Raw genomic sequence first — 26920 nt, forward strand, 5'->3', positions numbered from 1 at the left:
TTCCGTCAGTCACCTGTTGGGGGTGCCTGCGCCTTCCAGTTGATGGACGACGTCGGAATCGGACAACTGCTCGAATCGTTCGTAGAACGCGCCAACAGCATGGAACTTGCCGGGCGTGTGGAGAGCGAACACGTAATCGCACACCCTGGCCAGGGAAGTGGATGCCTCGAGGGATGCCACCGGCACCGCAGCCACGATGACGCTGGCGCCGCCGGCCCGGACTGCTTCCACGGCTGCACGCATGGTGGCTCCCGTGGCCAGGCCGTCATCGGCCAGCACTATTGTCTTGCCCCGGAGGTCATGGTCCGTACCGGGATACTCTTCTGCCCGCCGAAGAAGCTCCGAGCGTTCATGGGTTTCCACAGCATCCAATGCGGACTGGGAAATACCGCGGGAAAGGATGAGCTCTTTGAGCGGCTTGTTCACGATGCGAAGAACGTCGCCCCGGGACCATGCCAGCGCCCCAAAGGCGGTCTCGTCACGGCCGGGGATACCGAGCTTGCGGACCAGCACGGCGCCAAATGGGAGATACAACTCAGCTGCCGCAGCTGCGGCTACGGGGATTCCTCCCCGGGCGAGGCCCAGGACAATGGTGTCCGGGCGCTCCCTCAGCTGGGGGAGTCCTTCAGCCAGGCGTCGACCGGCTTCCGCACGGTCCTTGAAACGCATGCCCATCTGCTCCACTTCCACGATATTCGTTGCACTTCCAAGCCTACCGTCCATGCCTTGCCCGGGGGCGCCTCCGCTGCAAGCATGGCCTTGTGAACAAGCCCATCGGATACTGGATCAAGAGGCTCGACGCTGCGCTGGACATCCAGCTGGACAGTACCTTGGCGCGGATCAAGCTCAGCAGGCGTCAGTGGCAGACCCTGGGCACTCTCTCAGGGGGCGCCATGCTTCCTGACGAGCTTGAGCAAGCACTGCTGCCACTGTGGGGCAGCGATATCCGCTTGCGCGAAAGGGAGCTTGCGGCCTTGGTGGGCCGCGGATTAATCACCATGATCGATGACCGGCTGGCGCTCAGCGAACGCGGCCGCGAGAGGTATCACGAAGCCCAGCGCCTCGTGGAAGATGCGCGCCGGGACTTGTCCATGGGCATCGGAATTGACGAGTACGCCATGACCTTAAGCGTGTTGGAGCGCATGAGCCTTAACGCGGAGCGGCTGGCCCGCTGACGTCAGCCAGCAGGACCAGCCGAGGGCGTCGGGGGCCAGCGCCTTACACGCAGGCGCCTTGCACGCAGGCGCACTGCACACCAATGACCCTACACACCAATGAATTGGACGGCGGCTTCCTTGAAAGCGCGGCTGGTGATCACGTTGGTGTGCGTGCGTCCGGGGATAACCAGGGTTTCCACCATCCCGCCGCGCTTGCCGGCGATGGAAGCCAGCTCCGGCATGGTGGCAGCCCGCTCGTCCTTCTCGCCCGCAACCAGCAGCAGCGGTACCTGCGGAGCTGCCTCGGCGGGATCGAAGGGCTCACCCTTGATGGCCTCAATGAGGGACAACATGGCGAAAAGGTTGTTGCTGGGCAGCATTTGCGCCATCTTCAACAAGCCGGCAGTTGATGGGTCCTCGATGGGCGTGCCGTCGGCCAAATGCCGTTGGGCGGCCACGAGGTCGAACGCCGCCAACGGATCCGCTGAGCTGGGTCCACCCAGGACAATCCGGTGGACGAGGTCGGGCTGGGTGGCACCGAATTCCCACGCGAGCCTGGAGCCGAGCGAGTAGCCAATGAGGTCCAGCCCCGTGGACGAGTCGCCATCGCGCAGAGGCCGGGCGCCGACGTCGGTCACTATCTGCAGGAGGTCGGCACGGATGCGGCTGGGGGTGTACGAGTCCAGGTCCTCGGGGGAGTGACTGCGGCCGTGACCGGGCAGGTCAACAGTAATCACCCGCCGGCCGGCGTCCTGCAGAGTGGTAATCCATCCGCTGTCCACCCAGTTCAGTTTGCTGGAGGAAGAGAAGCCATGGATCAACAGGACGGGGCGGAGTCCGGCATCGGCGGCGGGCTCATGGACTTCCACAAACAATCCGGGGTCGGTGCCTTCCACGGTGTGCCTGTTGTGTTCCACGGTGTGCCTGCCGGTCATGGTGTCAGTCCTCATCGAGTACGGCGCTCAGGCGGACCCGGCGCTTGGGTGCTTCGTCCTTCGGAACAGTGCCCACGATACCGGCAGTGTCATCCGGAACCTCGAACACAATCAGGGGTTCGCCGACGTTGATGGTGTCACCGGGCGCCCCATGAATACGCACCACTTTACCTGCCTGCGGGCTGGGCAATTCGAGGGCCGATTTGCTGGTTTCAAGCTCCACGAGCGGCTGGTTCCGTTCCACCTGCTGCCCCGGCTCCACCAGCCAATCCAGCACGGTTGCTTCGATGAGGCCTTCGCCCAGATCGGGGAGCGGGAAGGAAATTTCAGCCACGGCGGTACTCCAGTACGCGTTGGATCCCAAAGAGGATGCGGTCGATGTTGGGGATGTATTCGTCCTCCAGGTCTCCGGAGGGATAAGGCACGTCGAAGCCGGTGACACGCTCCACCGGCGCCTTCAGGGTTGCGAAACAGCTCTGCGTAATGAGTTGGGCCACTTCGGCGCCCAGGCCTGAGGTCAGCGGCGCTTCATGGACGACGACGGCGCGTCGCGTCTTGCCGACGGAGGTCGCCAATGCTTCGGCGTCAATCGGCTTCAGCCAGCGCAGGTCCAGGACCTCGACGTCGATGCCGTCCTCGGCCGCGAGCTCGGCAACCTGCAGGCACCGGGCAACCATGGCACCCCATGCCACCAGCGTAAGGTGGCGGCCTTCCCTGACCACGCGTGCGCCCGTGAGGTTTCCGCCGCTGTCCGTTCCGGCGTCGTGCGCTGCTGTATCCATGTCCGCGGACGCAAGGTTCACCGGGCCCTTTTGCCAGTAGCGGGACTTCGGTTCCATGAAAATGACAGGATCCGGCCGCGTGGCTGCGTACTTGAGCAGATGATAGGCATCGTGCGGGGTGGCGGGCGAGACTACCTTGAGGCCCGGTACGTGGGCGAAGAGCGCCTCCAGGCTTTCGCCGTGGTGCTCGGGTGCGCGGATACCGCCGAAGCTGGGCACCCGCAGCGTGATGGGCATCGGCAGGGTGCCGCGGCTGCGGTAGTTCATCCGGGCGATCTGGCAAACGATTTGGTTGATGGCCGGATAAGCGAAGCCGTCGAACTGGACCTCGGGGATGGGGTGGAATCCGGCCATGGCCAGCCCCACCGACATTCCGAGGATGCCGGACTCAGCCAGCGGGGTGTCGAAGACGCGGTCCTCGCCGTGCTTCGACTGGAGGCCGTCGGTAATCCGGAAAACGCCGCCCAGGCGGCCGCAGTCCTCACCAAAAATGACGGCCTTCGGATTGTCGGCCAGGATCTCGTCCAAGGCCCGGTTCAGTGCCTGCTGCATGGACATGTGCTGAACGTTGGCGTCGGTTTCACCAGTTCCAGCCAGGGCTGTGATGGTCTCAGACATGTTCGGACTCCTCGCGCCACGCAGTGGCCTGGGACTGAAGGGTGGGTGTTGGCTCTTGGAAGACCAGGCTGAACATCTCAGCGCCGGGGCGGGGACCGAGGTCCTCTATGCCGGCACGGACGGCTTCTTCCTCTTCTTCTGCCAAACGTTGGGCCTCCATGAAGAAGGCCTCATCGGCAACTCCGTCGGCCAGCAGGCGCTGCCTGAACCGCTCGAGCGGATCCTCGCCGGCTCCGAGCCTCTCCTCGTCCAGCGTGCGGTAACGGCCAGGATCGTCGGCGGTGGAGTGTGGGCCGCGGCGGTAGGTCATGGCTTCAATGACCACGGGACCATTGCCGGCGCGGCAGTGGGCAAATGCGGATCGGGTGGCTTCAAAAACGGCCACTACGTCATTGCCGTCCACTTGAAGGGATGGGATGCCGTACCCGGCGGCGCGGGCTGCAACGGAGCCGCCCGCCACTTGGCGTTCTGTGGGGACGGAGATGGCCCAGCCGTTGTTCTGGATGAAGAAGACCACAGGTGCTTTCATGACGGCGGCGAAGTTCATGGCTTCGTGGACGTCTCCTTGGGAGGATGCGCCATCGCCGAAGTACGTCATGGCGACGCCCATCTCCGGTGCCCCGGAGAGCGTCTGGCCGTGGGCCCAGCCGACGGCGTGCAGGACTGACCCTGCCACTACGGCCTGGATCGGTGCGAAGCGGGACTCCAGCGGGTTGTACATGCCGCCGTGCCAGGTGGCCTTGTGCGTGGACATGTAGCCCACCATGTCCAGGCCCATGGCCCGCGCAACGCCCATTTCGCGGTAGGTGGGAAAGACGAAGTCGCGGCTGCGGTCAACAGCGTAGCCGCTGCCCACCTGCGCGGCCTCCTGGCCCAGTTCGGGTGCATAGCCGGGAATAATTCCCTGGCGCTGCCAGGCGACAGCTGCGGTATCCAGGTGACGGACGGCGGCCATCAGGGTGTACAGCTCACGGAGTTGATGGTGGGTGAGCGGGGCCGCGTCATCATCGACAGCGGCCAGCACAGGTTCTGTAGTCATGGCTGTGACCCTAGTCACCCATCTTGTGTGTGCGCAATCAGCTCAGTTTAAATGGAACAGTTTGTACAATTTGGGCATACACAGAAGCCCCGCACGGTACAAATTGTGCAGGGCTTCTGGAAGGTTGCTAGCAGGTGCTATTCCGCGTGTGATGCCTGCTTGGCGGCCTTGGATTTGGCGTTGACGAAGCAGCCCGCCGCGATGACCAGGATCAGCAGGAAGGTGCCGATCAACTGCCCGGCGCTCTCCGGGTTGGCGAAGCCCACCACGAGGATGAGGCCCAACAACACCAAGCCAAGAATCGTGAGGTAGGGGAAGCCTTTCATTCGCAAGGGAAGGTCGGTGCCCTCCTTGTCCGCCCTGCGGCGCAGGATGAACTGCGACACCAGTGCCGTGCCCCAGACCACCAGGCAGGTGGAGCCCACAAGGTTCAGGAGTGCCGGCAGGATCTTTTCCGGGAACAGAAGTTCAAGGACGGTGGCGATGAAGCCAAACGCGACGGAAACGACGACGGCGGCCACGGGAACCTTGGAAGCGCTCAGGCGCGACAGGATCCGCGGAGCTTCCCCGCGCTCGGAGAGGGAGAAGATCATCCGCGAGGCGCCGTACAGGTTGGCGTTCAGCGCGGAGAGCAGAGCCACAACTGCAACCAGCGTGATCGCAGCTCCGGCGCCCGGGATGCCTGCGATGTCCAGTACTCCGGCGAACGGAGACTTGAGTCCCTCTGAGCCTACGGGGAGAACGGCTGCGATCACGAAGACAGAGCCGATGTAGAAGACCAGGATGCGCCAAACCACCGTGCGGATGGCCTTGCCAACGCTGTGGGCGGGGTTCTCGGTTTCAGCGGCAGCAACGCTGACGATCTCTGTTCCCCCGAAGGCGAAGATGACGACGAACAAGGCGGCGGCGATGCCGCCGATGCCGTTGGGGGCGAAGTCGCCGAACGCGGAGAAGCCGGGCGACGGGACGTTCGGCAGCCAGCCGAAGAGCAGGGCTGCGCCAATGAGCAGGAAGATCACGATTGCAGCGACCTTGAGGATGGCGAACCAGAATTCGAACTCGCCGAAATTGCGCACGCCCACCAGGTTGATGCCGGTGAACACCACCATGAACACCAGTGCAAGGACCCATACGGGGATGACTGGCCAGATGGAAAACAGGAGCCCGGCCGCTCCAATGGCTTCGGCGGCAATCACCACTACCAGCTGCAACCACCACAGCCAGCCGATGGTTCCGCCGGCTGTCTTGCCCATGGCTTTCTCCGCGTATACGGAGAACGCGCCGCTGTTCGGGTTGGCGGCCGCCATCTCGCCGAGGGCCCACATGACCAGGATGATCAGGGTGCCGGCCACGAGATAAGAAATGAGCACCGCCGGTCCGGCAGCCTGAACGCCCGCTCCCGAGCCGAGGAAGAGGCCGGCGCCGATCGCGCTGCCCAGGCCCATCATGGTGAGCTGGCGTGGCTTGAGGGAGTGGCCGAGGCCGGATGTAGGGGCAGGAGCCGCGATGGACTTCGTTGTCATACGTGTCTACCTTCTATGGATTACATGCTGGTTTTGCGCGTTTGCCTCATGGGCTTGGCACGCGGGCGTCGACGACGCAGCAAGAGCCGTGGAATAATTCTCGCAGATTGTAAGATACATCACTTTTTGCTGTAGCGATGTGATGGGTAAGGATCCCCGGGGACAGGAACTTTGATGCTGGTCGATGCGCTTGATGCAAAAATTGTACGTTTCTTTACTGATTCACCACGATCCTCGGTGCTGGAGGCCTCGCGCGTTCTGCGGGTTGCCAGGGCCACGGTGCAGTCCAGAATCGATCGCATGATCGAGAATGGGGTCATTGGTTCGTGGGTTCCTCAGCCGGATCCAGCCAACTTCGGCTTTCCCGTGGTGGCGTTCTGCTCGGTCACCATCACGCAGGAGATCGGCCATGACGCCATCATCGAAAGCCTGGGCGCCATTCCGGAGATCATCGAAGTGCATACCGTGACCGGAAACTCGGATCTCATGGTGCGGATTGCGGCGCGGTCCAATCCGGACATGCAAAGGGTGCTGGATGCCATGATCGCCACCAAGTCCGTGGTGCGCTGCTCGTCGGTGATTGTTCTCAACAGCCACATCCAAGGCCGGACTCTGCCATTGATGGAAGCCGCCGCGAAGTCCGTGTGACGTAAAGCATTTTGCCAGAGGCCGGATCAGTCGTACCATTAGTTCTAGTCAAGATGACTTTAACTAATTCTTCGGCTTATGGGCCGGGCGGCGATGAAGCGAGGTGAACGCCGTGAACACCAACTCAGCAAACGTTGCAGAGCGGCGGCTCGCACCGCCGTCGTTGGCTATTTCCACGGTAATTTTCGCTCTCCGTCCCAGTGAAAAGTCCGGCCGCCCCACCCTGTGGCTCCCGCTGGTCCGCAGGATCCGCGAACCGTACAAGGACATGTGGGCCCTTCCCGGTGGACCGCTGGCCCATGACGAATCGCTCCAGGACGCAGCCTCAAGGAATCTTCGCGAAACCACGGGCCTCACCCCGCACTACCTCGAGCAGCTCTACGCTTTTGGCGGCCTCCACAGGTCACCCACCCAGCGCGTGGTCTCCATCGTGTACTGGGCCTTGGTGCAACCCACCGAGGCCGCCCTCGCTGACGAATCAGAGAATGTGCGGTGGTTCCGCGCGGACCGGCTGGGCGAACTCGCTTTCGACCACAACGCAATCGTGGATTACGCACTGTGGCGGCTCCGCAACAAGATGGCCTACGGATCAATTGCGTACCACCTGCTGGGGGAATTCTTCACCCTGGCGCAGGTCCGCGAAGTCTACGAAGCTGTGTTGGATCGCCAACTGGATCCGGCGAACTTCCGCCGGCACATCAAAGCCACACCGGAAATCGAAGAAACCGGTGAATACCTGCAAGGCGGAAAACATCGTCCGCCACGCCTCTACCGCTTCACCGGCACGCCCGGCCTCGGGCCAGATAACAGGAGTACACCATGAGCAGCGTCAACACTGCCGTCCAGCTGATCACTCGCGAGGAGGCCGAGAAAGGCCTCTCCCGCGCAGGGTCCACGTGCAGCCCGGCCCTGGCCAGGGGCCCATGGGAATACGACCTCGCTGAAGCCGTAGCGGGTGCGCCCGCCTACGGCCCCGGCGCTTCCAGCGAGGACGTCGCGCCCAAGGCCACTCCACGGCAAGGCCAACTGCCTGAGGAATATAAGAAAGCCAGCGACGCCGAACTTGACGCCCGGATCCGGGCCGCCAAGGCGACGCTCGGGGACCGTGCCGTCATCCTTGGCCATTTCTACCAGCGTGACGAAGTCATCCAGTACGCGGACTTCGTAGGCGACTCGTTCCAGCTTGCCAATGCAGCACTCACCAAGCCCGACGCCGAAGCGATCATCTTCTGCGGTGTCCACTTCATGGCTGAGACAGCGGACATCCTCTCCACGCCCCAGCAAGCAGTCATCTTGCCCAACCTCGCTGCTGGCTGTTCCATGGCGGACATGGCGGATGAAGACTCCGTGGAGGAATGCTGGGAGCAGCTTGAAGAAATCTTCGGCACGGAACCGGACGCCGACGGCCGCGTACCCGTCATCCCCGTCACCTACATGAACTCTTCGGCAGCGCTGAAGGCGTTCTGTGGGCGGAACGGCGGGATTGTCTGCACCTCCTCCAACGCCAAAGTGGTCCTGGAGTGGGCCTTCGAACGCGGACAGCGCGTCCTGTTCTTCCCCGACCAGCACCTGGGCCGCAACACGGCAAAGGCACTCGGCGTCCCCCTGGAGCAGATGCCCATGTGGAACCCGCGCAAGGAACTCGGCGGGAACGACGAAAAAACACTGCAGGACTCCCGAGTCATCCTCTGGCACGGCTTCTGCTCGGTCCACAAGCGCTTCAACGTGGGCCAGATCGAGAAAGCCCGCCAGGACTTCCCGGGCGTCAACGTGATCGTCCACCCCGAATGCCCCATGGAGGTAGTGGACGCCGCGGACTCCGCAGGATCCACCGACTTCATCAAGAAGGCCATCGCCGCCGCCACCGAACCCACCACATTCGCCATCGGCACCGAGATCAACATGGTGAACCGGCTCGCCGCCGAAAACCCGCAGCACACCATCTTCTGCCTCGACCCCGTCATCTGCCCGTGCTCCACCATGTACCGGATCCACCCCGGCTACCTCGCCTGGGTCCTTGAGGAGTTGGTGGAAGGACGCGTCGTCAACCGCATCACCGTGGACGACTCCGTGCAGGACAACGCCAAGATTGCGCTGGAGCGCATGCTGGCCGCCAAGCCGGCCTAGCAGCCAGGCACACCCGACCCATCGAATCGAGCCTCGCATGACCACAGTGAGCTTTGCTGAAGGGCGCCGGCCCAAGCGGTTGATCGTCGTCGGAAGCGGCATCGCCGGACTGTACTCCGCCCTGTTGGCAGCCGAAGCGGGAGCCGACGTGGTGCTGTTGACCAAGGGCGCGCTCGCGGACAGCAACACGTACTACGCCCAGGGTGGCATCTCAGCTGTTCTGGACGAGCCTGCTCCCGGCGACACCGTGGCGGCCCACATCGCCGATACCCTGAAGGCCGGTGCCGGGCACTGTAACGAAGAAGCAGTGCGAGTACTGTGCACCGAGGCGCGGCTGGATATCGCCGGGCTTGGCAGGTTTGGTGTCCGCTTCGACCTTGACGACGACGGCGAGCCCGCCTTGGGTCTGGAAGCCGCCCACTCAGCGCCACGCATCCTGCACACCGGTGGCGACGCCACGGGGGCCGGGGTAGCTGCTGCTTTGATCCGGGCCGTCCTGGACTTCCAGGCGGCAGGAAAGATCCGAGTCATCGGGCACGCCCAGGTCACGTCACTGTCCCAAGGCCCTGACGATCGGCGCGGCAACAGGGTCATAGGGGCAACCTTCCTTCACGACGGCCGTGAGCTTGGGGTCGACGGCGATGCCGTGCTTCTGGCTACAGGTGGCGCCGGGCAGTTGTTTGCCCAAACCACCAACCCTGCCGTGGCCACAGCAGACGGGCTGGCGCTCGCGTGGCGCGCGGGTGCCGCCGTGGCAGATCTGGAATTCTTCCAATTCCACCCCACCTGCATGGTGCTTGCTGATGACGCCAGGGAAGCCGAAGGCAACAACGACCCCCTGCTCATCTCGGAAGCAGTGCGGGGTGAAGGCGCCCTCCTGGTTGACGCCAGGGGACACAGATTCATGCCCGACTACCACCCTGATGCAGAACTTGCCCCACGGGACGTCGTCTCCCGCAGCATCGCCCTGCACCTGGCAAAACTCGGGGACCCCAACGGCCACGTCTTCCTCGACGCCACCGTGATCGAAGAACAGCGGGGCCGGGGCTTCCTGGCCAAGCGTTTCCCCACCCTCAGCCGACGCACCCGCCAAGCCGGAGTTAACTGGACAACAGAGCTCGTCCCCGTGGCACCCGCGGCCCACTACTGGATGGGTGGCGTGGTGACCGACCTCCACGGCCGGACGTCTGTTCCTGGTCTGCTTGCTGCTGGTGAGGTTGCCTGTACCGGTGTGCAGGGAGCCAACCGTTTGGCGAGTAACTCCCTCCTCGAAGGCCTGGTGTTCGGGCGTCGGGCCGTTGAAGCGTTCCTCTACGGTGACAGCGGCGCCGCAGGCCCCTTGGCGCCGCTGGATGAGCTGGAAGCTGGCGTCCCCGCTAACATTTCCTGGGAGTTTGAGTCTTTGCCTGGGCCGGGGGCCCGTGAGGTTACTTTTGCGCAGGCGGGGGCATTCTCCCGGCAGGCGCTGCGGCTCTTGATGACCGCCAAGGCTGGCGTACTCAAGAGCGGGGAATTGCTGGCTGAGGCCGCAGAGGTCTTGGCGGCTTGGGACGGTGACGTCATGCCTTTGAATGTGCCGGACTCATTGGACGCCCGGGTGCATGAGGACTCCAACCTCCTGTTGGCTGCGCAGCTGCTTGTTCATGCTGCACGGGAGCGGCGGGAGTCGTTGGGGGCGCATTACCGCAGCGACAGCGTGACCGAAGCGGCCGCCGTCGACGATTTTGACAAGCGTTACACCATGAGCCGGAAAGTGAGCCTCGTCCATGACTAACCTGACCCTCCCTGCAGCCCCTGTTCGGGAGATCCTGGAAAGGGCGTTCGCCGAGGATGCACCCAGCGGGGACATCACCTCGCAACTCCTGATCCCGGCCGACGCACACGCCACGGCCGTGCTGAATGCGCGCGTCCCCGGTGTTTTCAGCGGCGGCACAGTGTTCCGCGACGCCATGAAACTGGTGGACCCTGACACGGTGGTTGAGTTGCTGCTCGCCGACGGTGAAGCGTTCGACGCCGGAACGCACCTCGCGCGCGTCAGCGGCCGCGCCCGCTCGGTGCTGTTGGCCGAACGCGTAGGGCTCAACCTGGTGCAGCGCATGAGCGCGATTGCCACCAAGACTGCTGAGTTCGTGCGGTTGGTTGAAGGGACCCGCGCCCGGATTACCGACACCCGCAAGACCACGCCCGGCCTCCGTGTTCTGGAACGCTACGCGGTGCGATGCGGCGGGGGAGCGAACCACCGCTATAGCCTCTCCGACGCCGTCTTGGCCAAAGACAACCACCTGGCCGTCATGACCGGAGGCGATTCCAGCAAGTTGACTGAGCTGCTGATCGCCGCCAAGGCGCAGCTGGGCCACACCACCCACTTCGAGGTGGAAGTGGATAAGGCTGAGCAGATCGAACCCGTCCTGGCTGCAGGAGTGGACACCATCATGTTGGATAACTTCTCCATCGCTGAGCTCCGTGCAGGGGTCAAGCAGGTTGACGGGCGGGCGATCATCGAAGCCAGCGGCAACGTGAACGTCAGCACCGTCACGGAGATCGCCGCGGCTGGCGTGGATGTCATCTCAATCGGGGGACTGACCCATAGCGTGAGCGCCTTGGACCTCGGCCTCGATATCGAACTCACAGCACCCCGGAACTGAAGGTCGCGTAAGCCATGATCTTCCTCGACGCTGCCGCGACCACTCCGGTCCGCCGCGAGGCACTTGAGGCCATGTGGCCCTACTTGAGTGGCGAGTTTGGTAACCCTTCCAGCCACCACAGCCTTGGCGAGGCCGCCGCAGCCGCGCTCGCAGAGGCGCGTTCCGGCGTCGCGAAAGTCCTTAATTGCCGCGCCGGCGAGGTGACCTTTACCTCGGGTGGCTCTGAGGCAGACAACCTTGCCGTCAAAGGCATAGCCCTTGCCCGGCAGGCGACTGATCCGTCGCTGAACCGCCTGGTCATCAGCGCAATCGAGCATCCCGCTGTGGAAGAGTCTGCCCGCTACCTGGAGCGGGTCCATGGCTTTGCCGTGGATGTGGTGCCGGTGGACCGCGACGGCCTGGTCTCCGCGGACGACCTTCGGGACATGCTGCGGGCCGGGACTGCGCTGGTCAGCATCATGTATGCCAACAATGAGATCGGAACTGTTCAACCAGTGGCCCACCTTGCCGCTGTTTGCCGGGAGTACGGAGTGCCCTTCCATACTGACGCGGTGCAGGCCGCGGGGTGGCTCCCCGTGGACGTCAAAGCGTTGGGCGTGGACGCATTGAGTCTCTCCGGACACAAGCTCGGAGCGCCCAAAGGATCTGGCGTGCTGTTTACCAAGGGCCGTTTGCGGGTGGAGCCCTTGGTTCACGGCGGCGGACAGGAACGCGGAAGGCGTTCCGGCACCGAAAACGTGGCCGGAGCTGTCGCATTGTCCACGGCGTTGGCAATGTCCCACGCCGAGCAGCCGGACCAGGCGGCGCGGGTTTCGGGTCTTCGGGATCGGTTCATCGGCCACATCCTGGCCACCGTGCCCGATGCCATGCTGACCGGACACCCCAGCCTGCGACTTCCATCAGTAGCTTCCTTCTGCTTCCCGGGAACAAGCGGCGAATCGGTGCTGCTTGAGCTTGAACGGCTGGGCGTCGTGTGCTCCAGCGGTTCGGCCTGCGCGGCTGGTTCCGATGCTCCTTCGCCCGTACTGGTAGCCCTCGGCCTGGCGACGGAAACCGCTCAGACCGCCGTGCGGTTCAGCTTCCCGTCGACTGTCACCGGGGCCGAACTCGAGCAAGCCGCCGCGGCCGTGGAAGCCGCCGTCGGGCGTGTCCGTAACCTGGCATCTCCACAGCCGAACTGACTACACGTGCCGGGCGCGGCGGAAGATCCAGTGCCGCAGCAACGTGAACCGTACGGCGGTGGCAACAAATCCTGAAAGCGTAGTGGTCCAGAGTTCTTCAGTGACCGTAGCTTCCGGGCGTAAGAGGTGGAGCACAGCCAGGGAGCCCCCGGTGATGATCAACGCAATGGCGATGACTATCACCCCACTCAGATGGTCCTGGGCGCGTTTCTTCTTGCCCGTGATTTTGAAGGTCAGCCGACGGTTCAGCGCGGTGTTCATCAGCGATGTCACTATCAGGGCCACCGCGTTGGCCAGTTGCGGATCAATCCATGGGCGCAGCAGCGCGTAGATGGCCAGCGAACTCGCCGTGCACACAACGCCGACGCCAGTGAAGCGCAGTAATTGGCGCACCACAGGATATTTCAGGGGCCCGCGATGCCGTTTCTTGGGTGGCTTTTGTGCGGGAGAAGGGCGTAGCTCAGTGGCCTCCGCAGCGATCTCCATGAGGTTAAGCCTGACACACTATGCGGGATGTTCCTCCCAGGAGGCGCCGGTGACGGGGTTGTGCAGCTCGCCGATGCCCTCCACACGGCACACCACGGTGTCGCCGGGCTGGATGCGCGCGCACTCCGCCGGGAATCCGGTGAGCACCAGGTCGCCGGGTTGCAGGGTCATGAAGGAGGTGAGGTAAACGAGGATCTCTTCCACTTTCCAGCCGAGGTCCGCGGAACTGGCAGCCTTCAGTTCAGTGCCATTGTGGATGATCCCGATGGAGAGGTCTGAGTGGTCCAGCTCCGTGACAATCCACGGACCCGCGGGTGTGAAAGTGTCCTGGCTCTTGGCGCTGATCCAGAGCTCGTCGGTCTTTTGCAGGTCTCGCGCTGAGACATCATTGCCGATGGTGTAGCCCAGGATGGCGGACCGCGCTGTTTCGAGGGTCAGGTTCCGCGAAGCAACCCCGACGACGACGGTCAGTTCAGCCTCCGGGTCCACGTAACCCACCGTGGGGCTGAGTTGGATCGCCTCGCCCGGGCCGATCACGCTGGACGCCGCTTTGTGGAACGCCTGGGGTGGCAGGTCGCGGCCCGGTTGGCCCGTGTTGTGGGCCATGCCGAACACGTTGACCGGAACTGACGGGGCCAGGAAAGTAAACGCGTCCTCGCTGACAACAGCGCCACGTTCCCATCCAAGCCGGGCTGGGCTGTTCGCGTTGGCCCTTGATGCCGGGAAGGGCGAGTCGATGACGGTCCACTGCATGCCTTCGGCGGAATCGAACACGGATGCGTCATTGGCCACGAAGTATTGCTCGTCCAGTGACTGGTCAGTGAAAGACGTGTCCGGGGAGGACTGGCCCGCGGATGGCGGGCCGTCGAGGGGCCGGACACGGGCAATGCGGCGGGGGAGGCGTGAAGTCATGAAGACATCCTACGTCCCCTCAGTTGTCATCAGTGCGTTGGCGGCCAGCTTTACGCCCCGCGACGACACGCGACCTCGCGGAGGTCAACCCGTCGCGCGGCCCCACAACGCGTCAGGCGAGAGGCGCAGAGCCGAAAGCCACGCTGAAACGGTCGCACCACAGAACTACGGAGGTCAGGCCTGAGAGATCGGTGCCGGCAGGGATGACGTAATTGTGATTGCCATGCGTGGCCTTGACCGCTCCGAGATCTACGTATCGTCCGGAGCGGTACTTGAACCAGTCGCCGCCGGCTTCGAGGCTGCTGAGCCACACCTTGACGTCTGGGCCATCGCTGCTGGCCAGGTTCTCAAGCCGAAGCAAGTGACCGCCATCGGGCAGCTCCAGGACCAGTGCGGTTCCGGATGTTGCGTGCTCCTGTGATTCGAAAGTACCCGAGCTGACCACCACCGGTTCCTGGGACACGGGACGTGGACCGTTGGCCGCAGAGGACGATGGTACGGAATGTGGTGTCCCGCTCACGGAAGCCCCCACAGCAGGCAGGGCCTCGTTGATGCTGCTGGAAGTGAAGATCCGCCACGGCTGAAACAGTGCGGCTCCTGCCAGCACCGCGCAAACGACTGCTGCACCGGCGATCGCGGCGAGTGTCGTGTGGGCCCGGATCAACCTCCGGAAACGGTTCATGGTCCAACGTTAGGCTTCAACACAGCACCGTGGGGGCGTCATTGCTTACAGTACGATGACATGCCGTTGACCGTGCCCCGGAGCTGGAACACAGGGCCCGGGCTTAGAATCCGTTTCATGCGTCTGGCGATCATCGGCTTGGTCCTTCTCGTGGCAGGTGGGGTCACTGTCGCCACGGGTGTCCTGCCATGGCAGGAAGTCGCGGTCCTGATAGACCGGGTGGCGCCCATCCTGGGCTTTGTGGTTGCCATGACAGTGGTGACCGAGCTGGTGAGCGAGGCGGGTGCCTTCCAATGGATTGCCCGGCATCTGCGCGGGTGGGGACGCGGACGCAGCGTCCTGCTGTGGCTACTCGTGGCACTGTTCGCCACCTTGAGTACCATCTTTCTGTCCTTGGATACGACGGCGGTGCTCCTCACCCCGGTGGTGGTCACGGTGGCCCGCCAGGCTGGCTTGCCCGTCCTGCCCTTTGCTTTGACGACTGTGTGGCTGGCGAACACGGCAAGCCTTTTGCTTCCCATCTCCAATCTGACCAACCTTTTGGCGCAGCACAATCTGGGAGGCATCAGTCCTGCCCAGTTCGCCCAGCTCATGTGGGCGCCGTCCCTGGCCGCCGTCCTGGTGCCTTTGGCATGCGTCGCTGTGGTGTTCCGGCGCGATCTGCGGAAGACCTATGCCAGGGACTCCACGCGTCCCGTCCACAGCCCTTCGGCAAGTCCGGCCGCGGACGGGGTCCTGTTGCTGGTCAGTGCGATTGTCCTGTTGTTGCTGTTGCCGGCTTTGGTATCCGGAGTGGCCATCTGGATTCCCGCAGCAGCGGCCGCGGCCATCCTGGCCGTGGCCTTTGCCGTCCGTCGGCCCAAGGTGCTCACAGTGACCTTGATTCCGTGGTCCTTGCTGCTGTTCACCTGCGGCCTCTTCCTGGTGGTTGAGGCCACCCAATACCTCGGGGCCTCCGTGTTGCTGGGAGAGGTGGCAGGCCAGGGCGATGGGTTCTTTGAACTGCTGCGGTTGGCCATGACAGGAGCCCTGGGCTCCAACGTCGTCAATAACCTGCCCGCCTACTTGCTGGCCGAACCACTGGCCGGGACATCCCAAAGAATGGCTGCACTGCTGGTTGGCGTCAACGCAGGCCCACTGATCACGCCGTGGGCATCACTGGCCACCCTGTTGTGGCATGACCGCCTGGTGCGGATGAATGTGCTGGTCAAGTGGAAGGGGTACGCCGTCTTGGGCTTGATCGTGGCCCCGCTGACCATACTGGCTGCCATCGCGGCGCTCACCGTTGTGGGGCCTGGCGGGTTGTTTGGCTAGCCCAAGTACATTTCGCCGACGGGAACCTCACTGGCCAGGCGATTGGCTGGTCCTGCCAGTGGGCATGCCCAAGCTTCGTTGTAGGCGCACGACGGGTTGTAGGCGAAGTTGAAGTCCAGAATGAATTCCTGTTCCGCCGACGAGCCCCTGGTCCCGTGGAATGAGCCCTTCACCGTGTCCAGGAGGTACCTCCCGGCTCCGTAGCTTCCGCCGGTTTTCCCGGCCGTGGTGTCGCGGAAGGGTACGAAGATGCCGCCCCCGTAGCTCCGCAGCCGCCAGGCAGCCAACGAGCCAAGACCGGGCAACTCAAAAGTGCCGATTCTGACAAACGGCACCACACCGTCGGTGCCTGTCTCAACATTCATTTCCTGCCCCGCACCTTCGGGGGATAGTGCGGCGTACCTGCGGAAACCGGGATCGTACTCGGCGGTGCGCAATCCAGTGAATGAAGCCTTCACTTCGGGTGTCAGCGCTGAGGCAGGATGCGTGGCGAACATCAGATCGCGTTCCTGCCGCCAAAACACGTGGGCGTCGAACGGATTGGTGGCCGCAAGCTGACGCACTTTGTCGTAGAGGGCGAACGTCCGCAAGCGCCAGTCAGCTATTTCCACTGCAGACATTGGGCGGACACTGTCCTCGAATTCGTCGTGCTGATCGGGAGCCATACCTTCAGCCTAGTCCTGTGCGTGTCGCGGCAACGCCGCCACTAGGCTGTGCTCATGAACCCGCACCGCATTCCAAGGAGGCTGGCCGCGTCGGCACTGGCGGTATCCCTGCTGACGGCGACTGCCGCATGCTCCACGGAAAACAAGGGCCCGCAAGTCAGTTCCACTGCCACCTCGCGTCCGAATACGTCGGAGTCAGGCACGGCGACTGCAACAGAAGGCACGACGACGGCACCCGGTTCACCGTCGGTGTCGCCAGGGTCCAGCGGGACGGCTTCTCCAACGGATTCAGCTGAGGTAAGCCCGACTCCGGCGGCCACGGCGGTGTCGTGGAAGACATACACCGATGCGGCCAAGTCTGTGAGTTTTGACTTGCCCAAGGAGTGGATTACACAATCGGTAGCTCCTGAGGCGGGCTCTTTGCCCGGCGCGCTGAAAGTCGAAGTCAAGGATGGAGAGGGACGCTACGTAGCCACGCTGCAGACTGGCCTGCCACCTGCTGTGCCGGCTGCCTGCCCAGCAGGACAAGGGCGGCCATACGTGGTGATCAGCAGCGTACCCTTGGATGTTCCGCACTCCGACGGCCCGGACACCATAGATCCCAGGGTGGTTTTTCGTGTTATTCAGGGCTATAAGTTTTTCGGCTCCTACGGAATCACCAATGTGGTGGCCGGTGCTGACGGGCAATCCTGCGAACTCCGGAACCGGGTGCTCGGGCCCGCCAACAAGGGGGATTACTCGTTCGGGGACGTCCCGGCTGTCCATGCCTTCGCCGCTGATGAGAAGGTGGCACCGGCCAAAGCATTCGACACTCTGGACCTGGCCGCCAAGTACGCAGTCCATGGCTCTGAGTTCGCCAATGTCCAGCGGATGCTACTGTCTCTGAAGGTCAATTTGTAGTCCTGCGATTGGCTGATCCACGCAACGGCGGCATTGGGGCTGCCCGCCGCAACCCACCCCGGAGATCAATTGGAACGCAACGTTGCTGCCACGCTCGTTTTCAAGACCGCAGCCAACACCAAGGTAGCGATGGCAATAGCCGTGGCCCGGAACTCCGGCTACGAGTCATTGACGGAGACCCTGTCCATCACTTCGGCTGGAGGAGATGTTCCGTTCGCCGAACTTAGCGACCACCACGGCGGACGCTTCCAGTACATGGAGTTCAGCGAACCGAGCGAAGTGTCGGTGGAGTACCGAGCCACCGTCCACGGCTTTGGCGTGCCTGATGAATCCTCTCCCATGGAGCTGATCCGTTACGTCCGTCCCAGCAGGTATGCCGAGTCCGACCGGCTGCTGCCCACGTCCTATGCCGAATTCGGTGGCCTGCAGGGAGCCGAACTGCTCCACGCTGTCCGCACCTGGGTCAACGGTGAGCTCCGCTACGTCAGCGGATCCTCGCGAGGTACCGACGGCGCCGTGGAAACGCTGCTTCACCGGAAGGGCGTATGCCGGGATTTTGCCCACCTCGCCATCGCCCTGTTGAGGGCAAAAGATGTTCCCGCCCGACTCGCCGCGGTCTACGCTCCAGGCTTGAGTCCCATGGATTTCCACGCCGTGGCGGAAGCTCACATTGACGGTGCCTGGCACATTATCGATCCCACTGGACTGGCGCCACGGGAATCCATGCTCCGCATTACGGCGGGTCGTGATTCCTCGGACACGGCGTTCCTGTCCACCGTGGGAGGCAGTCTTTCCCTCAAGACACTCAAAGTGAGTGCATCGATCAACGGGGAGCTCCCGGTGGAGGACCTCCGGGAGCTCATCAGCCTGCGTTAGTGTCCAGCCACGGAGGCCCGGAGCTTTTCGGTCAGGCGCAACAGCTCGCGCTGTTCGTCTGCGGTGAGTGCTGGTGCCACCAAGTGGGCGATGTCGCGAACGTGTTCGCGGCCGATCGTCTTTTGCAGTTCACTGCCGGCCTCGGTGAGTGACAGCAGAACCCCACGGCCGTCGTCGGGCGCTGTAGTCCGTTCCACCAAACCGCGCTTCTCCAAGCGGTCAACCAGCCGGCTCAGGCTGGACTGGCTCAACAGCACTTTGTCGTTGATTTCGTTGAGGCGCAGCTGGCCGGAGGGGCACCGGGACAGGGTGAACAGGACGTCATACTCCTTGACGGGGAGATTCTTGAACGCGGGTCCGGATTGGAGCTTCCGCATCACCGCCACCTGGGAGCGGAACAACGACTCCCAGGTTTCGGCGGCGAGGCGGACGGCGGACGACGCCGAGGGGCCGGACATCAGGCGTCCTGCCCCGCGGCCCCGGCGGCTGCAGATTCGCTGACCCTGGCCTCCAGCGCTGCGGCAACGCGGGAAGCGTGGGTGGGAGCGTCCGGTACATGGGCCGGCTTCATGGCAGCGTATTCCTTGCGGAGGACAGGAAGGACTTCCTCGCCGAAGAGGTCCAACTGCTCCAGGACGGTCTTCAATGGAAGGCCGGCGTGGTCGATCAGGAACAACTGGCGCTGGTAGTCGCCGAAGGCCTCGCGGAATGTGAGTGTCTTTTCGATGACTTCCTGCGGGCTGCCTACCGTCAGGGGTGTTTGGGACGTGAAGTCCTCCAGCGAAGGTCCGTGGCCGTACACCGGTGCATTGTCGAAGTAGGGGCGGAATTCCTTCACCGCGTCCTGGGAGTTTTTCCTCATGAAGAACTGGCCTCCCAGCCCGACGATTGCCTGGTCAGCCTTGCCGTGCCCGTAGTGCTCGTAGCGCTCACGGTAGAGGCCGATCAGCTGCTGGTAGTGCTCCTTGGGCCAGAAAATGTTGTTGGCGAAGAAGCCGTCGCCGTAATACGCCGCTACTTCCGCGATCTGTGGCGTCCGGATGGAGCCGTGCCACACAAAGGGAGCGACGTCGTCGAGCGGTCGCGGCGTGGAGGTGAAGTTCTGCAGCGGCGTGCGGAACTTGCCTGACCAGTTGACGGTGTCCTCGTCCCAGAGCTTGCGGAGCAGGCTGTAGTTCTCGATCGCGAGCTCGATCCCGTCCTGGATGTTCTTGCCGAACCAGGGGTACACCGGAGCCGTGTTGCCGCGTCCCAGGACCAGGTCCACGCGACCATCGGAGAGGTGTTGGAGCATGGCGAAGTCTTCGGCAATCTTGACCGGATCATTGGTGGTGATCAGTGTAGTGGCCGTGGAAAGTGTGATGCGCTCTGTCTGGGCGGCAATGTAGGCCAGCGTGGTGGTGGGGGAGGAGGAGAAGAAGGGCCGGTTGTGGTGCTCGCCCAAGGCGTAGACATCCATGCCGATTTCTTCGACCTTCTTGGCGATGGCAACGGAGGCCTTGATGCGTTCGTTTTCCGTGGGCGTGCGGCCCGTGGTGGGGTCAGTGGTGATGTCACTGACGCTGAATACGCCGATCTGCATGATGTGCCTTTCTCCCTGCCCGTTGTTCCGGGCTCTGTAAACAGTGTACCTCAAACTAGATGCATTTGCATGTATCACTGCCTGTAACAGGGCAGGGCCGGGAGATGTTCCCGGCCCTGCTGATGGTCTCGAGGGTGGCTACTCCGCGGGGTTGTGTGCCGCGCGGCGGCCCTTGACCCGGGGAATCATGCCCGTGGTCCAGTCCTGGAACTCGTCCGCTCCATTGCCGGATGGGCTGCCTATGCCGCTTGTCGGCGTCGGCTTATCCTGAAGGTCCTTCAATAGTTGCTTCTTCTCCCGGCGGCCTTCCACCAACTTGTACAGCACGGGCACCAGGACCAGTGTCAGCGCAGTGGAGGAGACCAAGCCACCGATGACCACAATGGCCAAGGGCTGGGAAATGAACCCGCCGCCGCCCGTCAGGCCCAAAGCCATCGGAGTCAGGGCGAACACTGTGGCCAGCGCCGTCATCAGGATCGGCCGGAGGCGCTGGCGGGCACCGTGCGTGATGGCATCCGCCACGTTCATGCCCGGACTGCCGTCATGTGGTTTGCGGTATTGGTTGATGAGGTCGATCAGCACAATCGCGTTGGTGACCACGATTCCCACCAGCATGAGCATGCCAATCAGCGAGGGGAGTCCCAGCGGAACGCCGGTCAGCAGCAGCAGGCCAACGGCACCCGTTGCGGCGAAGGGGACCGAGACCAGCAGGATCAGCGGTTGGATCAGTGATTTGAAGGCTGCCACCATGATCACGTAGACGATGGCGATGGCGGCCAGAAGAGCCAAGCCGAGTTGCCGGAATGACTCCGCCTGTTGGGTGGTGGCGCCACCGATGGTCGCGGTGACCCCGGCCGGCAAATCGACGGAGGCCAGCCGCTCCTGAACCGCTGTGCTCACGCTTCCGAGGTTGGAGCCCGACGGCGTCACGGTCACCTTCGCTGTCCGCTGGCCGTTGCTGCTGGTGATGGACACAGGAGTGTCCACCTGCTCGACGGCGGCAATGGACTCAAGCGCTACGCCACCCCGGGCTGTGGGGAGTTGGAGTCCCCGGACCGCTGCAATGCTGGTGAAACGCGTTCCTTCACCAATCTGCACTGGGTAGTCGTTGGTGTCGATCCTGACAGTGCCGGCAGGAATGGGGCTGACTGTGGAGGCAAGGAAGGCTCCTACCTGCTCTTCGGTCAGGCCTGCCGCCACTGCCTTGGCCCGGTCAACGCGGACCTGGACCACCGACTGCTTGGCGGCCAGGTTAGTGGCTACTTCGGAACTGCCGGGAACGCCTTCCATGGCCTTCACCATGGCTTCGCTGGCAGTCTGAAGATCGGCGGAGTTCGCTGCCTTGATGGTGATGTCCACGGTGGAGGAGGTGCCGAAACCGCCCTGCTGGGATCCCACCGTGATTTTCCCGGCGGCCCCTTCGAGCTTGCTGCGGACCTCGTCCTGAAGCTTGGTTTGGTTCACTTTCTCGTCCGTGACAATGGTGAACGTCGAGTTGGATGAGCCGGTGGACGTCAGCGCGGCAAAGCCCGTTTGGGCGTTGCCGGACGTGACCTGGACGTCCTTGATGCCGTCGATGCCCTTGAGGGAATCTTCGATCTTTGTGGCCTCTTCGCTGGTGGCCTGCAGGCTGGTTCCGGCCGGGAGGACCTGACGCACAGTCATGCTGTTCTCGCCGGAGCGGCCCAAAAGATCAGTGGCCAGAAGAGGCGAGACGGCGATGGTGGCCACCAGAATCAATGCCGCGGCTGACAAGGTGATGACGGGATGTTTCTGCGTCTTGGCAAGAATCGGAAGGTAACCGCGCTGGAGGCGGCTCCGTTGTTCGGCTTCCCGGGCCTTCTCGGCGGCTTCCTTGGCGGATGCCTGTGCCTCAGCGCCCTTTCCGGGTGAGGAAAGGAACCAATAGGCCAGGACCGGAACGATCGTCAGGGAAACCAGCAGTGACGACAACAGCGCGATGGTTACAGTGAGGGCGAAGGGCCGGAACAGCTCACCGGCGAGGTCGCCCACGAAAGCGATGGGGAGGAACACGGCCACAGTGGTGAGGGTGGAGGCGGTAATGGCTCCGGCAACTTCACGGATGGACGTCACGATGGCGTTCAGTTTGTGTTCGCCATAGCTGAGGTGTCGTTTGATGTTCTCGATCACCACAATGGAATCGTCCACCACACGGCCGATGGCAATGGTGAGGGCACCGAGGGTGAGGATGTTCAGGGAGTACCCAGTGGCCGAGATGCCGATGAACGTGATGAGCAGGGACAGCGGAATGGACACGGCCGTTACCAAAGTAGACCGCACAGACATCAGGAACAGCAGGATGACGGCCACAGCGAAGCCCAAGCCCAGGAGGCCTTCGGTAGTGAGGTCCTTGATGGATTTCTCAATGAAGGGGGCTTGGTCGAACACCGGGGTGAAGGTGGCGTTGTTTCCCAGCTCGGCTTCCATGGGTGCGATTGCATCGCGTACGGCGTGCGATATCGCCACCGTGTCACCTTCTGGTTTCTTGGTGACGGACAATGCCAGCGTGGGCTTGCCATTGGTGCGCGTGATGGACGTGGCGGCATCGTCCTCAATGCTGACTTCCGCGACGGCCCCGATGGTGGCGGCGGTCCTGGTGCCAGCCAAGGGAAGGCCCTTGATAATGTCCAAGGAGTCCACCGGGCTGCCGAGCTGCAGGGAGAGGGTTTTTCCCTGATCCTCGATGGTTCCCACCGGAACCAAGGTCCCGTTGTTCTTCAGCGCATTGTTTATGGCCTGTACGGAAGCTCCGGTGGCAGCGAGATCGGCAGGACGTGGCTGGATGAGGATGTGCTGGCTGGCGCCGCCTGTCACATCGGCGCCGCGGACGCCGTCGATCTTCTGGAGCCGCGGGACGCTCAGCCGCAGGAGGTCGGCGTTGAGTTCGCTGAGCGGCTTGTCCGAGGACACGGCGAGGTAGACGATCGGGAAGTCACTGATGTTGCCGGCGATGGACTGTGGTTCCACGTTGGCGGGCAGTACCCGCTTCGCGTTGGAAATGGCCCGGTCGATCTGGTTGCGTGCCCGGTCCAGGTTGGAACCGTAGGTGAACACCATGGTGATCTGCGAAACGCCGTTGCGTGAGGTCGACGTGGTGGACTCAAGGCCCTCGACGCTGTTCAGCGCTGTTTCCAGGGGCTGGCTGAGCTGCTTGTCCACCACCTCCGGAGAGGCCCCAGGCATGGAGGTGACCACGGTGATTTGAGGGAACTCGATGGACGGGATGAGTTCCTGCTTCAGCGACCCCATGGTGATCACGCCGAACACCGCCGCAAAAACGGTGATCAGCGCGATCAGGGCACGATTTCCCAGGGACAGCGTGGCCAGGCGGAACATTTCATTGACTCCTGAGGTCTAACGAACGATTCAGCTGACGGGAACCGGCCGCAGCCCCGGGTGTGGCCTAGCTTTGGACGGCGTTGGCCACTTCCAGCTGCAGGGACCGTGCTGTGCTTGCTTCCAGCTCGGAAGCGAGCTCAGGGTTCTCGTTGAGCTTGACGCCGTAGCCCGGCATCATGTCCTTGAGCTTGGACTGCCAACCCTTGAAGTTCTTGGGGAAGGACTTCTGCAGCAGTTCGATCATGATGGGCACGGCCGTGGAAGCGCCCGGGGAAGCTCCCAGCAGGGCACCAATGGAACCATCACGGGAAGCAATGACCTCTGTGCCGAACTGCAGGACGCCACCCTTCTGCGGGTGCTTCTTGATGATCTGCACCCGCTGGCCGGCCGTGATGAGTTCCCAATTGGCGCCGGCAGCCTCGGGGTAGTACTCCCGAAGGGACTCCACCTTGGCTTCGTGGCGCTTGGCCACTTCCTTGATGAGGTAGGCGGTGAGGTCCATGTTGTCCTTGGCCACTGCGAGCATCGGGATGATGTTTCCCGGACGGATGGACAACGGCAGGTCCAAGTAACTGGAGGTCTTCAGGAAGTTCGTGGAGAACCCGGCGTACGGGCCGAACAGCAGGGAGCGCTTGCCGTCCACGTACCGGGTGTCCAAGTGGGGGACAGACATGGGGGGAGCGCCAACGGATGCCTGGCCGTAGACCTTGGCGCTGTGCTGGGACGTAATGGCGTCATCCGTGCAACGGAAGAACTGGCCGGACACGGGGAAGCCGCCGTAGCCCTTGCTTTCGGGAATTCCCGAGGCCTGCAGCAGGTGGAGTGCTCCGCCGCCGGCTCCTACAAAGACGAACTTCGCGTGGATACGGCCGTGCTCCCCGGACTTGGGGTGCTTGATGGACAGGTCCCATCCGCCGCCGGCTGCACGGCTGATGTTGGTGACATCGTGGCCGTAGTTGACCTCTGCGCCGCTGTCCTGCAGGTAAGTGGTCAGTTCGCGCGTCAAGGCGCCGAAATCGACGTCGGTTCCTTCAGCTGCGCGGGTGGCGGCGACGCGCTGCTTGCGGTCCCGGCCCTTGACGATCAGCGGCGCCCACTTGGCGATCTGGGCCTGGTCTTCGGTGTATTCCATGCTGCGGAACAGCGTGTTGGGCTTAAGGGCCTCGTACCGGGTCTTGAGGAAGTCCGCGTGGTCATCGCCAATGACGAAGCTCATGTGCGGAACGGTGTTGATAAAGCCCTTCGGGGACCCGATCACGTTGCTGTCCACCAAATGGGACCAGAACTGGCGGGAGAGCTGGAACTGTTCGTTGATGTGGAGGGCCTTGGACGGATCCACAGAGCCGTCCTTGGCTGCGGGGGAGTAGTTAAGCTCACACAGCGCAGCATGTCCGGTGCCGGCGTTGTTCCACGGCCCGGAGCTCTCAAGCCCCGCTTCGCCGAGTCGTTCGAACAGGGAGATGGTCCAGGTGGGTTCAAGTTGCTTGATGAACGCACCAAGGGTGGCACTCATGATTCCGCCGCCAATAAGGACGACGTCGGCATGTTGAGTCTTGGAAATGAAGGTCACGATCAATCTCCGTTAGCGGCGGCACTGGCTGTCACAGAATATCCCCGCTCAGACCCAATACTGAAATTGCGGGGAATCGTCAAGGCTTTAAGCGGACGTTCGTGAAAACTTCGTTGAGGACGGGGGAAGCGGGGTAGCTTTCCACCTTGTTGGACAACGCCAGTGCAGAGATGGGGAAGGCAATCGGAACGGCCGGCACCGATGCCGCGATCTCCGCGTTGATGGCCTGGTACTGGGCATTGCGGTCGTTGCCGTTGGGCATGGCCCGGGCCCTTTCGATCTTGTGGAAGACCTCAGAGTCCGAGTATCCGAACTCCGCCCGTGTTTCCCCGAAGAGTGGGCCGAGGAAGTTGTCGGCGTCTGCGTAGGAGCCGTTCCAGCCGAGCAGGTGCAGGCCACGGTCCCCGGCGGACTGTACGCGCTGCAGGTAGCCGTCCTCCCAGTCCACTGGCACAGGCTTAATGTTGAAGCCCACTGCCACAAGCTGGCGGCTGATTTCTGCGTAGATCTTCTCCGGAGTGGGCATATAGGCGCGGGTGGCGTTGAGTGGGTAGTAGAACTTGATTTCCTCGCCCTTGTAGCCCGCTTTTTCCAGCAGTTGCTTGGCCTTCTCCGGGTTGTATCCAAGGGACGGAGCGTTGTTGTTGAAGCCACTGAGCTTTGGTGGCACAAACTGGGATGCTTGCGCCGTGTTGTCGATGAAGAAGCGCCGGATGAGCGTTTCCTTGTCAACGGCCATTTCGATCGCTTGGCGGACTTCAAGCTTCTCCAGCGGGGCAACAGCCTGGTTGATGCCGAGGTACATCACCGAGAAGGGGTCGCGTTGGATGATCTGCACGCCCTTTTTGACCAACTGGTCAAAGGTCCCGGATGTCACGAGGTCGTAGGCGTCGATCTTGCCGTCCAGGAGGGCCTGCTGCCGGGTTTCCGCGCGGTCGTAAGGGATGAAGTTGATGGTGGCGATCTGGCCCCTGTTTCCCCAGTACCCCTTGTAACTGGACAGGGTGACCTTGTTCTCGTCCCATGCGCTGAACTGGTACGGGCCAGTCCCCACAGGATGGCTGGAGTAGGCGGAGACCGCTTGCCCGTTCTGGACTTTATCCAGGACGTTGGCCTTCTGGGCCTCCAAGGCAGTGGGGGATGAGATGGCAAATGCCGGCAGCGTCAAAGCCTGCAGGAAGCCTGTGAAAGGCCTTGTCAGGTTGATCTGGACGTTGCTGGGCGAGACCACCTTGCAGTCCTTGAAGATGGAGAACACCGGCTCGTCCGAATAGGCCTTGAAGACGCCTTGGAACGAGATCCCAGGTGCTTGTTTTCGCAGCTCGGCGGGGAAGGAGAACCACCGGTTGAAGTTGGCGCAGACCGCGGCAGCATCCAAGGGAGTTCCATCATGGAAGGTCACCTCGGAACGGAGCGTGAAATCGTAACTGAGTCCGTTGTTGCTGTCCTTCCACTCCGTGGCGAGGAGGGGAGTGGTATCTCCGGTCTCCCCGTCGACGCCGACGAGGCCTTCCAGAACCTGACGCGTAACCCGGTATGACTCCGAGTCGGCCGTCATTGCGGGGTCGAGTCCCAGAGGCATGGAGGCTGTACCGAAGTTGAACGTGGCAGAAGGCTCTGCAGCCGCGGTGCTGCTGGACGATGATGAAGGCGTCGGGGCTGGTGAGCCCGTGCATGCTGCCAGTGCCAAGACCGCGACGGCGGCTCCGAATTGTACGGTCAGGCGCCGCATTTTGATGCTTGCCACTCTTGTCCCCTCAAGCCGGTTGGAAATGCTGTGGCCGGCTTCGGCCTGACCGCATTCCAGTCTAGTTGAACGTCCTGAGTGCACTTCCCAGCGCATCTTCAGGAAGCAATCCCCGCTGCTTGAGGAAAAACACCCCTGGTTGCGGCGTCCGCAACCAGGGGTGTTCCGGCA

General features: G+C 62.9%; 26 protein-coding genes. 10 read left to right on the forward strand and 16 right to left on the reverse strand.

The window, feature by feature from the left end; all coding sequences use genetic code 11:
* Positions 1 to 9 precede the first annotated feature (9 nt).
* Complete coding sequence (locus BMY91_RS04350) at positions 10 to 723, reverse strand: phosphoribosyltransferase (RefSeq protein WP_254779697.1); 714 nt, start codon at positions 721 to 723, stop codon at positions 10 to 12.
* Between the two features lie 38 nt (positions 724 to 761).
* Here BMY91_RS04350 and BMY91_RS04355 point away from each other — a divergent pair, with 38 nt between their 5' ends.
* On the forward strand, positions 762 to 1175 hold the full coding sequence (locus BMY91_RS04355; protein ID WP_090818728.1) for a MarR family transcriptional regulator: 414 nt from the start codon (positions 762 to 764) through the stop codon (positions 1173 to 1175).
* Between the two features lie 89 nt (positions 1176 to 1264).
* On the opposite strand, the gene BMY91_RS04360 is transcribed toward BMY91_RS04355, so the two are convergent.
* The 5 genes from BMY91_RS04360 to BMY91_RS04380 form a co-directional block, all read right to left on the reverse strand.
* Positions 1265 to 2092 carry an alpha/beta fold hydrolase gene (locus tag BMY91_RS04360; RefSeq protein WP_090818731.1) on the reverse strand — a complete coding sequence of 276 codons (828 nt, stop codon included), beginning with the start codon at positions 2090 to 2092 and terminating at the stop codon, positions 1265 to 1267.
* A 4-nt stretch (positions 2093 to 2096) separates the two neighbouring features.
* Complete coding sequence (locus BMY91_RS04365; protein ID WP_090818734.1) at positions 2097 to 2426, reverse strand: biotin/lipoyl-containing protein; 330 nt, start codon at positions 2424 to 2426, stop codon at positions 2097 to 2099.
* Positions 2419 to 3492 carry an alpha-ketoacid dehydrogenase subunit beta gene (locus tag BMY91_RS04370; RefSeq protein ID WP_090818736.1) on the reverse strand — a complete coding sequence of 358 codons (1074 nt, stop codon included), beginning with the start codon at positions 3490 to 3492 and terminating at the stop codon, positions 2419 to 2421. The genes BMY91_RS04365 and BMY91_RS04370 overlap by 8 nt, the downstream gene beginning before the upstream one ends.
* The gene (locus BMY91_RS04375; protein WP_090818739.1) at positions 3485 to 4531 is read right to left on the reverse strand and encodes a thiamine pyrophosphate-dependent enzyme; all 1047 of its coding nucleotides are present in this window, start codon (positions 4529 to 4531) and stop codon (positions 3485 to 3487) included. Before BMY91_RS04375 ends, BMY91_RS04370 begins: the two co-directional genes overlap by 8 nt.
* Before the next feature lie 137 nt (positions 4532 to 4668).
* Positions 4669 to 6054 (reverse strand): amino acid permease, encoded by a 1386-nt coding sequence (locus tag BMY91_RS04380; protein ID WP_090818741.1) that lies wholly within the window; start codon positions 6052 to 6054, stop codon positions 4669 to 4671.
* 174 nt (positions 6055 to 6228) lie between these two features.
* Between BMY91_RS04380 and BMY91_RS04385 the strand changes: the two genes are divergently transcribed.
* From BMY91_RS04385 to BMY91_RS04410, 6 genes are all read left to right on the forward strand, one after another.
* A complete protein-coding gene (locus tag BMY91_RS04385) occupies positions 6229 to 6702 on the forward strand; it encodes an Lrp/AsnC family transcriptional regulator (protein ID WP_090818744.1) in 474 nt (157 codons plus the stop codon).
* Between the two features lie 103 nt (positions 6703 to 6805).
* Complete coding sequence (locus tag BMY91_RS04390; protein ID WP_090818746.1) at positions 6806 to 7525, forward strand: NUDIX hydrolase; 720 nt, start codon at positions 6806 to 6808, stop codon at positions 7523 to 7525.
* On the forward strand, positions 7522 to 8829 hold the full coding sequence (gene nadA / locus BMY91_RS04395; protein WP_090818748.1) for a quinolinate synthase NadA: 1308 nt from the start codon (positions 7522 to 7524) through the stop codon (positions 8827 to 8829). Before BMY91_RS04390 ends, nadA begins: the two co-directional genes overlap by 4 nt.
* Positions 8830 to 8866: 37 nt before the next feature.
* Positions 8867 to 10603, forward strand: a complete 1737-nt coding sequence (gene nadB, locus BMY91_RS04400; protein WP_090818751.1) for an L-aspartate oxidase — start codon at positions 8867 to 8869, stop codon at positions 10601 to 10603.
* Positions 10596 to 11474 (forward strand): carboxylating nicotinate-nucleotide diphosphorylase, encoded by an 879-nt coding sequence (gene nadC, locus BMY91_RS04405; protein ID WP_090818756.1) that lies wholly within the window; start codon positions 10596 to 10598, stop codon positions 11472 to 11474. The genes nadB and nadC overlap by 8 nt, the downstream gene beginning before the upstream one ends.
* 14 nt (positions 11475 to 11488) lie before the next feature.
* Entirely contained in the window at positions 11489 to 12655 is a 1167-nt protein-coding gene (locus BMY91_RS04410) for a cysteine desulfurase family protein (protein ID WP_090818759.1), read from the forward strand.
* Here BMY91_RS04410 and BMY91_RS04415 read toward each other — a convergent pair whose 3' ends face one another.
* The 3 genes from BMY91_RS04415 to BMY91_RS04425 all read right to left on the reverse strand — a co-directional run bounded on the left by BMY91_RS04415 (position 12656) and on the right by BMY91_RS04425 (position 14735).
* Positions 12656 to 13141, reverse strand: coding sequence for a GtrA family protein (locus tag BMY91_RS04415; RefSeq protein ID WP_090818762.1), 486 nt, complete (start codon positions 13139 to 13141; stop codon positions 12656 to 12658).
* Between the two features lie 18 nt (positions 13142 to 13159).
* Positions 13160 to 14053 (reverse strand): fumarylacetoacetate hydrolase family protein, encoded by an 894-nt coding sequence (locus tag BMY91_RS04420; protein ID WP_090818765.1) that lies wholly within the window; start codon positions 14051 to 14053, stop codon positions 13160 to 13162.
* A 112-nt stretch (positions 14054 to 14165) separates the two neighbouring features.
* Complete coding sequence (locus BMY91_RS04425; RefSeq protein ID WP_090818768.1) at positions 14166 to 14735, reverse strand: DM13 domain-containing protein; 570 nt, start codon at positions 14733 to 14735, stop codon at positions 14166 to 14168.
* Between the two features lie 117 nt (positions 14736 to 14852).
* Here BMY91_RS04425 and BMY91_RS04430 point away from each other — a divergent pair, with 117 nt between their 5' ends.
* Positions 14853 to 16049, forward strand: coding sequence for an SLC13 family permease (locus BMY91_RS04430; RefSeq protein ID WP_090818771.1), 1197 nt, complete (start codon positions 14853 to 14855; stop codon positions 16047 to 16049).
* On the opposite strand, the gene BMY91_RS04435 is transcribed toward BMY91_RS04430, so the two are convergent.
* Positions 16046 to 16714, reverse strand: a complete 669-nt coding sequence (locus BMY91_RS04435) for a DUF1684 domain-containing protein (protein ID WP_090818774.1) — start codon at positions 16712 to 16714, stop codon at positions 16046 to 16048. The two genes, BMY91_RS04430 and BMY91_RS04435, sit on opposite strands and share 4 nt — an antisense overlap.
* Positions 16715 to 16755: 41 nt before the next feature.
* Positions 16756 to 17070, reverse strand: a complete 315-nt coding sequence (locus BMY91_RS23605; RefSeq protein ID WP_371261009.1) for a hypothetical protein — start codon at positions 17068 to 17070, stop codon at positions 16756 to 16758.
* Between the two features lie 184 nt (positions 17071 to 17254).
* On the opposite strand from BMY91_RS23605, the gene BMY91_RS23610 reads away from it, so the two are divergent.
* Both BMY91_RS23610 and BMY91_RS04445 read left to right on the forward strand, forming a co-directional pair.
* A complete protein-coding gene (locus BMY91_RS23610) occupies positions 17255 to 17614 on the forward strand; it encodes a hypothetical protein (protein ID WP_371261010.1) in 360 nt (119 codons plus the stop codon).
* Between the two features lie 69 nt (positions 17615 to 17683).
* Positions 17684 to 18490 carry a transglutaminase-like domain-containing protein gene (locus BMY91_RS04445; protein ID WP_090818780.1) on the forward strand — a complete coding sequence of 269 codons (807 nt, stop codon included), beginning with the start codon at positions 17684 to 17686 and terminating at the stop codon, positions 18488 to 18490.
* Here the strand turns inward: BMY91_RS04445 and BMY91_RS04450 are convergent.
* The 5 genes from BMY91_RS04450 to BMY91_RS04470 all read right to left on the reverse strand — a co-directional run bounded on the left by BMY91_RS04450 (position 18487) and on the right by BMY91_RS04470 (position 26734).
* On the reverse strand, positions 18487 to 18948 hold the full coding sequence (locus BMY91_RS04450; protein ID WP_090818782.1) for a MarR family winged helix-turn-helix transcriptional regulator: 462 nt from the start codon (positions 18946 to 18948) through the stop codon (positions 18487 to 18489). The two genes, BMY91_RS04445 and BMY91_RS04450, sit on opposite strands and share 4 nt — an antisense overlap.
* Positions 18948 to 20072, reverse strand: a complete 1125-nt coding sequence (locus BMY91_RS04455; protein WP_090818786.1) for an LLM class flavin-dependent oxidoreductase — start codon at positions 20070 to 20072, stop codon at positions 18948 to 18950. The genes BMY91_RS04450 and BMY91_RS04455 overlap by 1 nt, the downstream gene beginning before the upstream one ends.
* A 138-nt stretch (positions 20073 to 20210) precedes the next feature.
* Positions 20211 to 23429, reverse strand: coding sequence for an efflux RND transporter permease subunit (locus tag BMY91_RS04460; RefSeq protein WP_090818789.1), 3219 nt, complete (start codon positions 23427 to 23429; stop codon positions 20211 to 20213).
* Positions 23430 to 23496: 67 nt separating this feature from the next.
* A complete protein-coding gene (locus BMY91_RS04465) occupies positions 23497 to 25002 on the reverse strand; it encodes a malate:quinone oxidoreductase (RefSeq protein WP_090818792.1) in 1506 nt (501 codons plus the stop codon).
* 79 nt (positions 25003 to 25081) lie between these two features.
* On the reverse strand, positions 25082 to 26734 hold the full coding sequence (locus BMY91_RS04470) for an ABC transporter substrate-binding protein (RefSeq protein WP_175538595.1): 1653 nt from the start codon (positions 26732 to 26734) through the stop codon (positions 25082 to 25084).
* Positions 26735 to 26920 lie beyond the last annotated feature (186 nt).

This window comes from Arthrobacter sp. yr096 (assembly GCF_900108925.1).
Classification (GTDB): Bacteria; Actinomycetota; Actinomycetes; order Actinomycetales; family Micrococcaceae; genus Arthrobacter.

Bases quoted from the DNA above. Each gene is read 5' to 3' on its own strand.
- BMY91_RS04410 (WP_090818759.1), top strand. From the start codon at position 11,489: ATGATCTTCCTCGACGCTGCCGCGACCACTCCGGTCCGCCGCGAGGCA.
- BMY91_RS04360 (WP_090818731.1), bottom strand. From the start codon at position 2,092: ATGACCGGCAGGCACACCGTGGAACACAACAGGCACACCGTGGAAGGC.
- BMY91_RS04375 (WP_090818739.1), bottom strand. From the start codon at position 4,531: ATGACTACAGAACCTGTGCTGGCCGCTGTCGATGATGACGCGGCCCCG.
- BMY91_RS04380 (WP_090818741.1), bottom strand. From the start codon at position 6,054: ATGACAACGAAGTCCATCGCGGCTCCTGCCCCTACATCCGGCCTCGGC.
- BMY91_RS04460 (WP_090818789.1), bottom strand. From the start codon at position 23,429: ATGTTCCGCCTGGCCACGCTGTCCCTGGGAAATCGTGCCCTGATCGCG.
- BMY91_RS04420 (WP_090818765.1), bottom strand. From the start codon at position 14,053: ATGACTTCACGCCTCCCCCGCCGCATTGCCCGTGTCCGGCCCCTCGAC.
- BMY91_RS04450 (WP_090818782.1), bottom strand. From the start codon at position 18,948: ATGTCCGGCCCCTCGGCGTCGTCCGCCGTCCGCCTCGCCGCCGAAACC.
- BMY91_RS04435 (WP_090818774.1), bottom strand. From the start codon at position 16,714: ATGGCTCCCGATCAGCACGACGAATTCGAGGACAGTGTCCGCCCAATG.
- BMY91_RS04370 (WP_090818736.1), bottom strand. From the start codon at position 3,492: ATGTCTGAGACCATCACAGCCCTGGCTGGAACTGGTGAAACCGACGCC.
- nadC (WP_090818756.1), top strand. From the start codon at position 10,596: ATGACTAACCTGACCCTCCCTGCAGCCCCTGTTCGGGAGATCCTGGAA.
- BMY91_RS04430 (WP_090818771.1), top strand. From the start codon at position 14,853: ATGCGTCTGGCGATCATCGGCTTGGTCCTTCTCGTGGCAGGTGGGGTC.
- nadB (WP_090818751.1), top strand. From the start codon at position 8,867: ATGACCACAGTGAGCTTTGCTGAAGGGCGCCGGCCCAAGCGGTTGATC.
- BMY91_RS04350 (WP_254779697.1), bottom strand. From the start codon at position 723: ATGGACGGTAGGCTTGGAAGTGCAACGAATATCGTGGAAGTGGAGCAG.
- BMY91_RS04470 (WP_175538595.1), bottom strand. From the start codon at position 26,734: ATGCGGCGCCTGACCGTACAATTCGGAGCCGCCGTCGCGGTCTTGGCA.
- BMY91_RS04385 (WP_090818744.1), top strand. From the start codon at position 6,229: ATGCTGGTCGATGCGCTTGATGCAAAAATTGTACGTTTCTTTACTGAT.
- BMY91_RS04455 (WP_090818786.1), bottom strand. From the start codon at position 20,072: ATGCAGATCGGCGTATTCAGCGTCAGTGACATCACCACTGACCCCACC.
- BMY91_RS04415 (WP_090818762.1), bottom strand. From the start codon at position 13,141: ATGGAGATCGCTGCGGAGGCCACTGAGCTACGCCCTTCTCCCGCACAA.
- nadA (WP_090818748.1), top strand. From the start codon at position 7,522: ATGAGCAGCGTCAACACTGCCGTCCAGCTGATCACTCGCGAGGAGGCC.
- BMY91_RS04425 (WP_090818768.1), bottom strand. From the start codon at position 14,735: ATGAACCGTTTCCGGAGGTTGATCCGGGCCCACACGACACTCGCCGCG.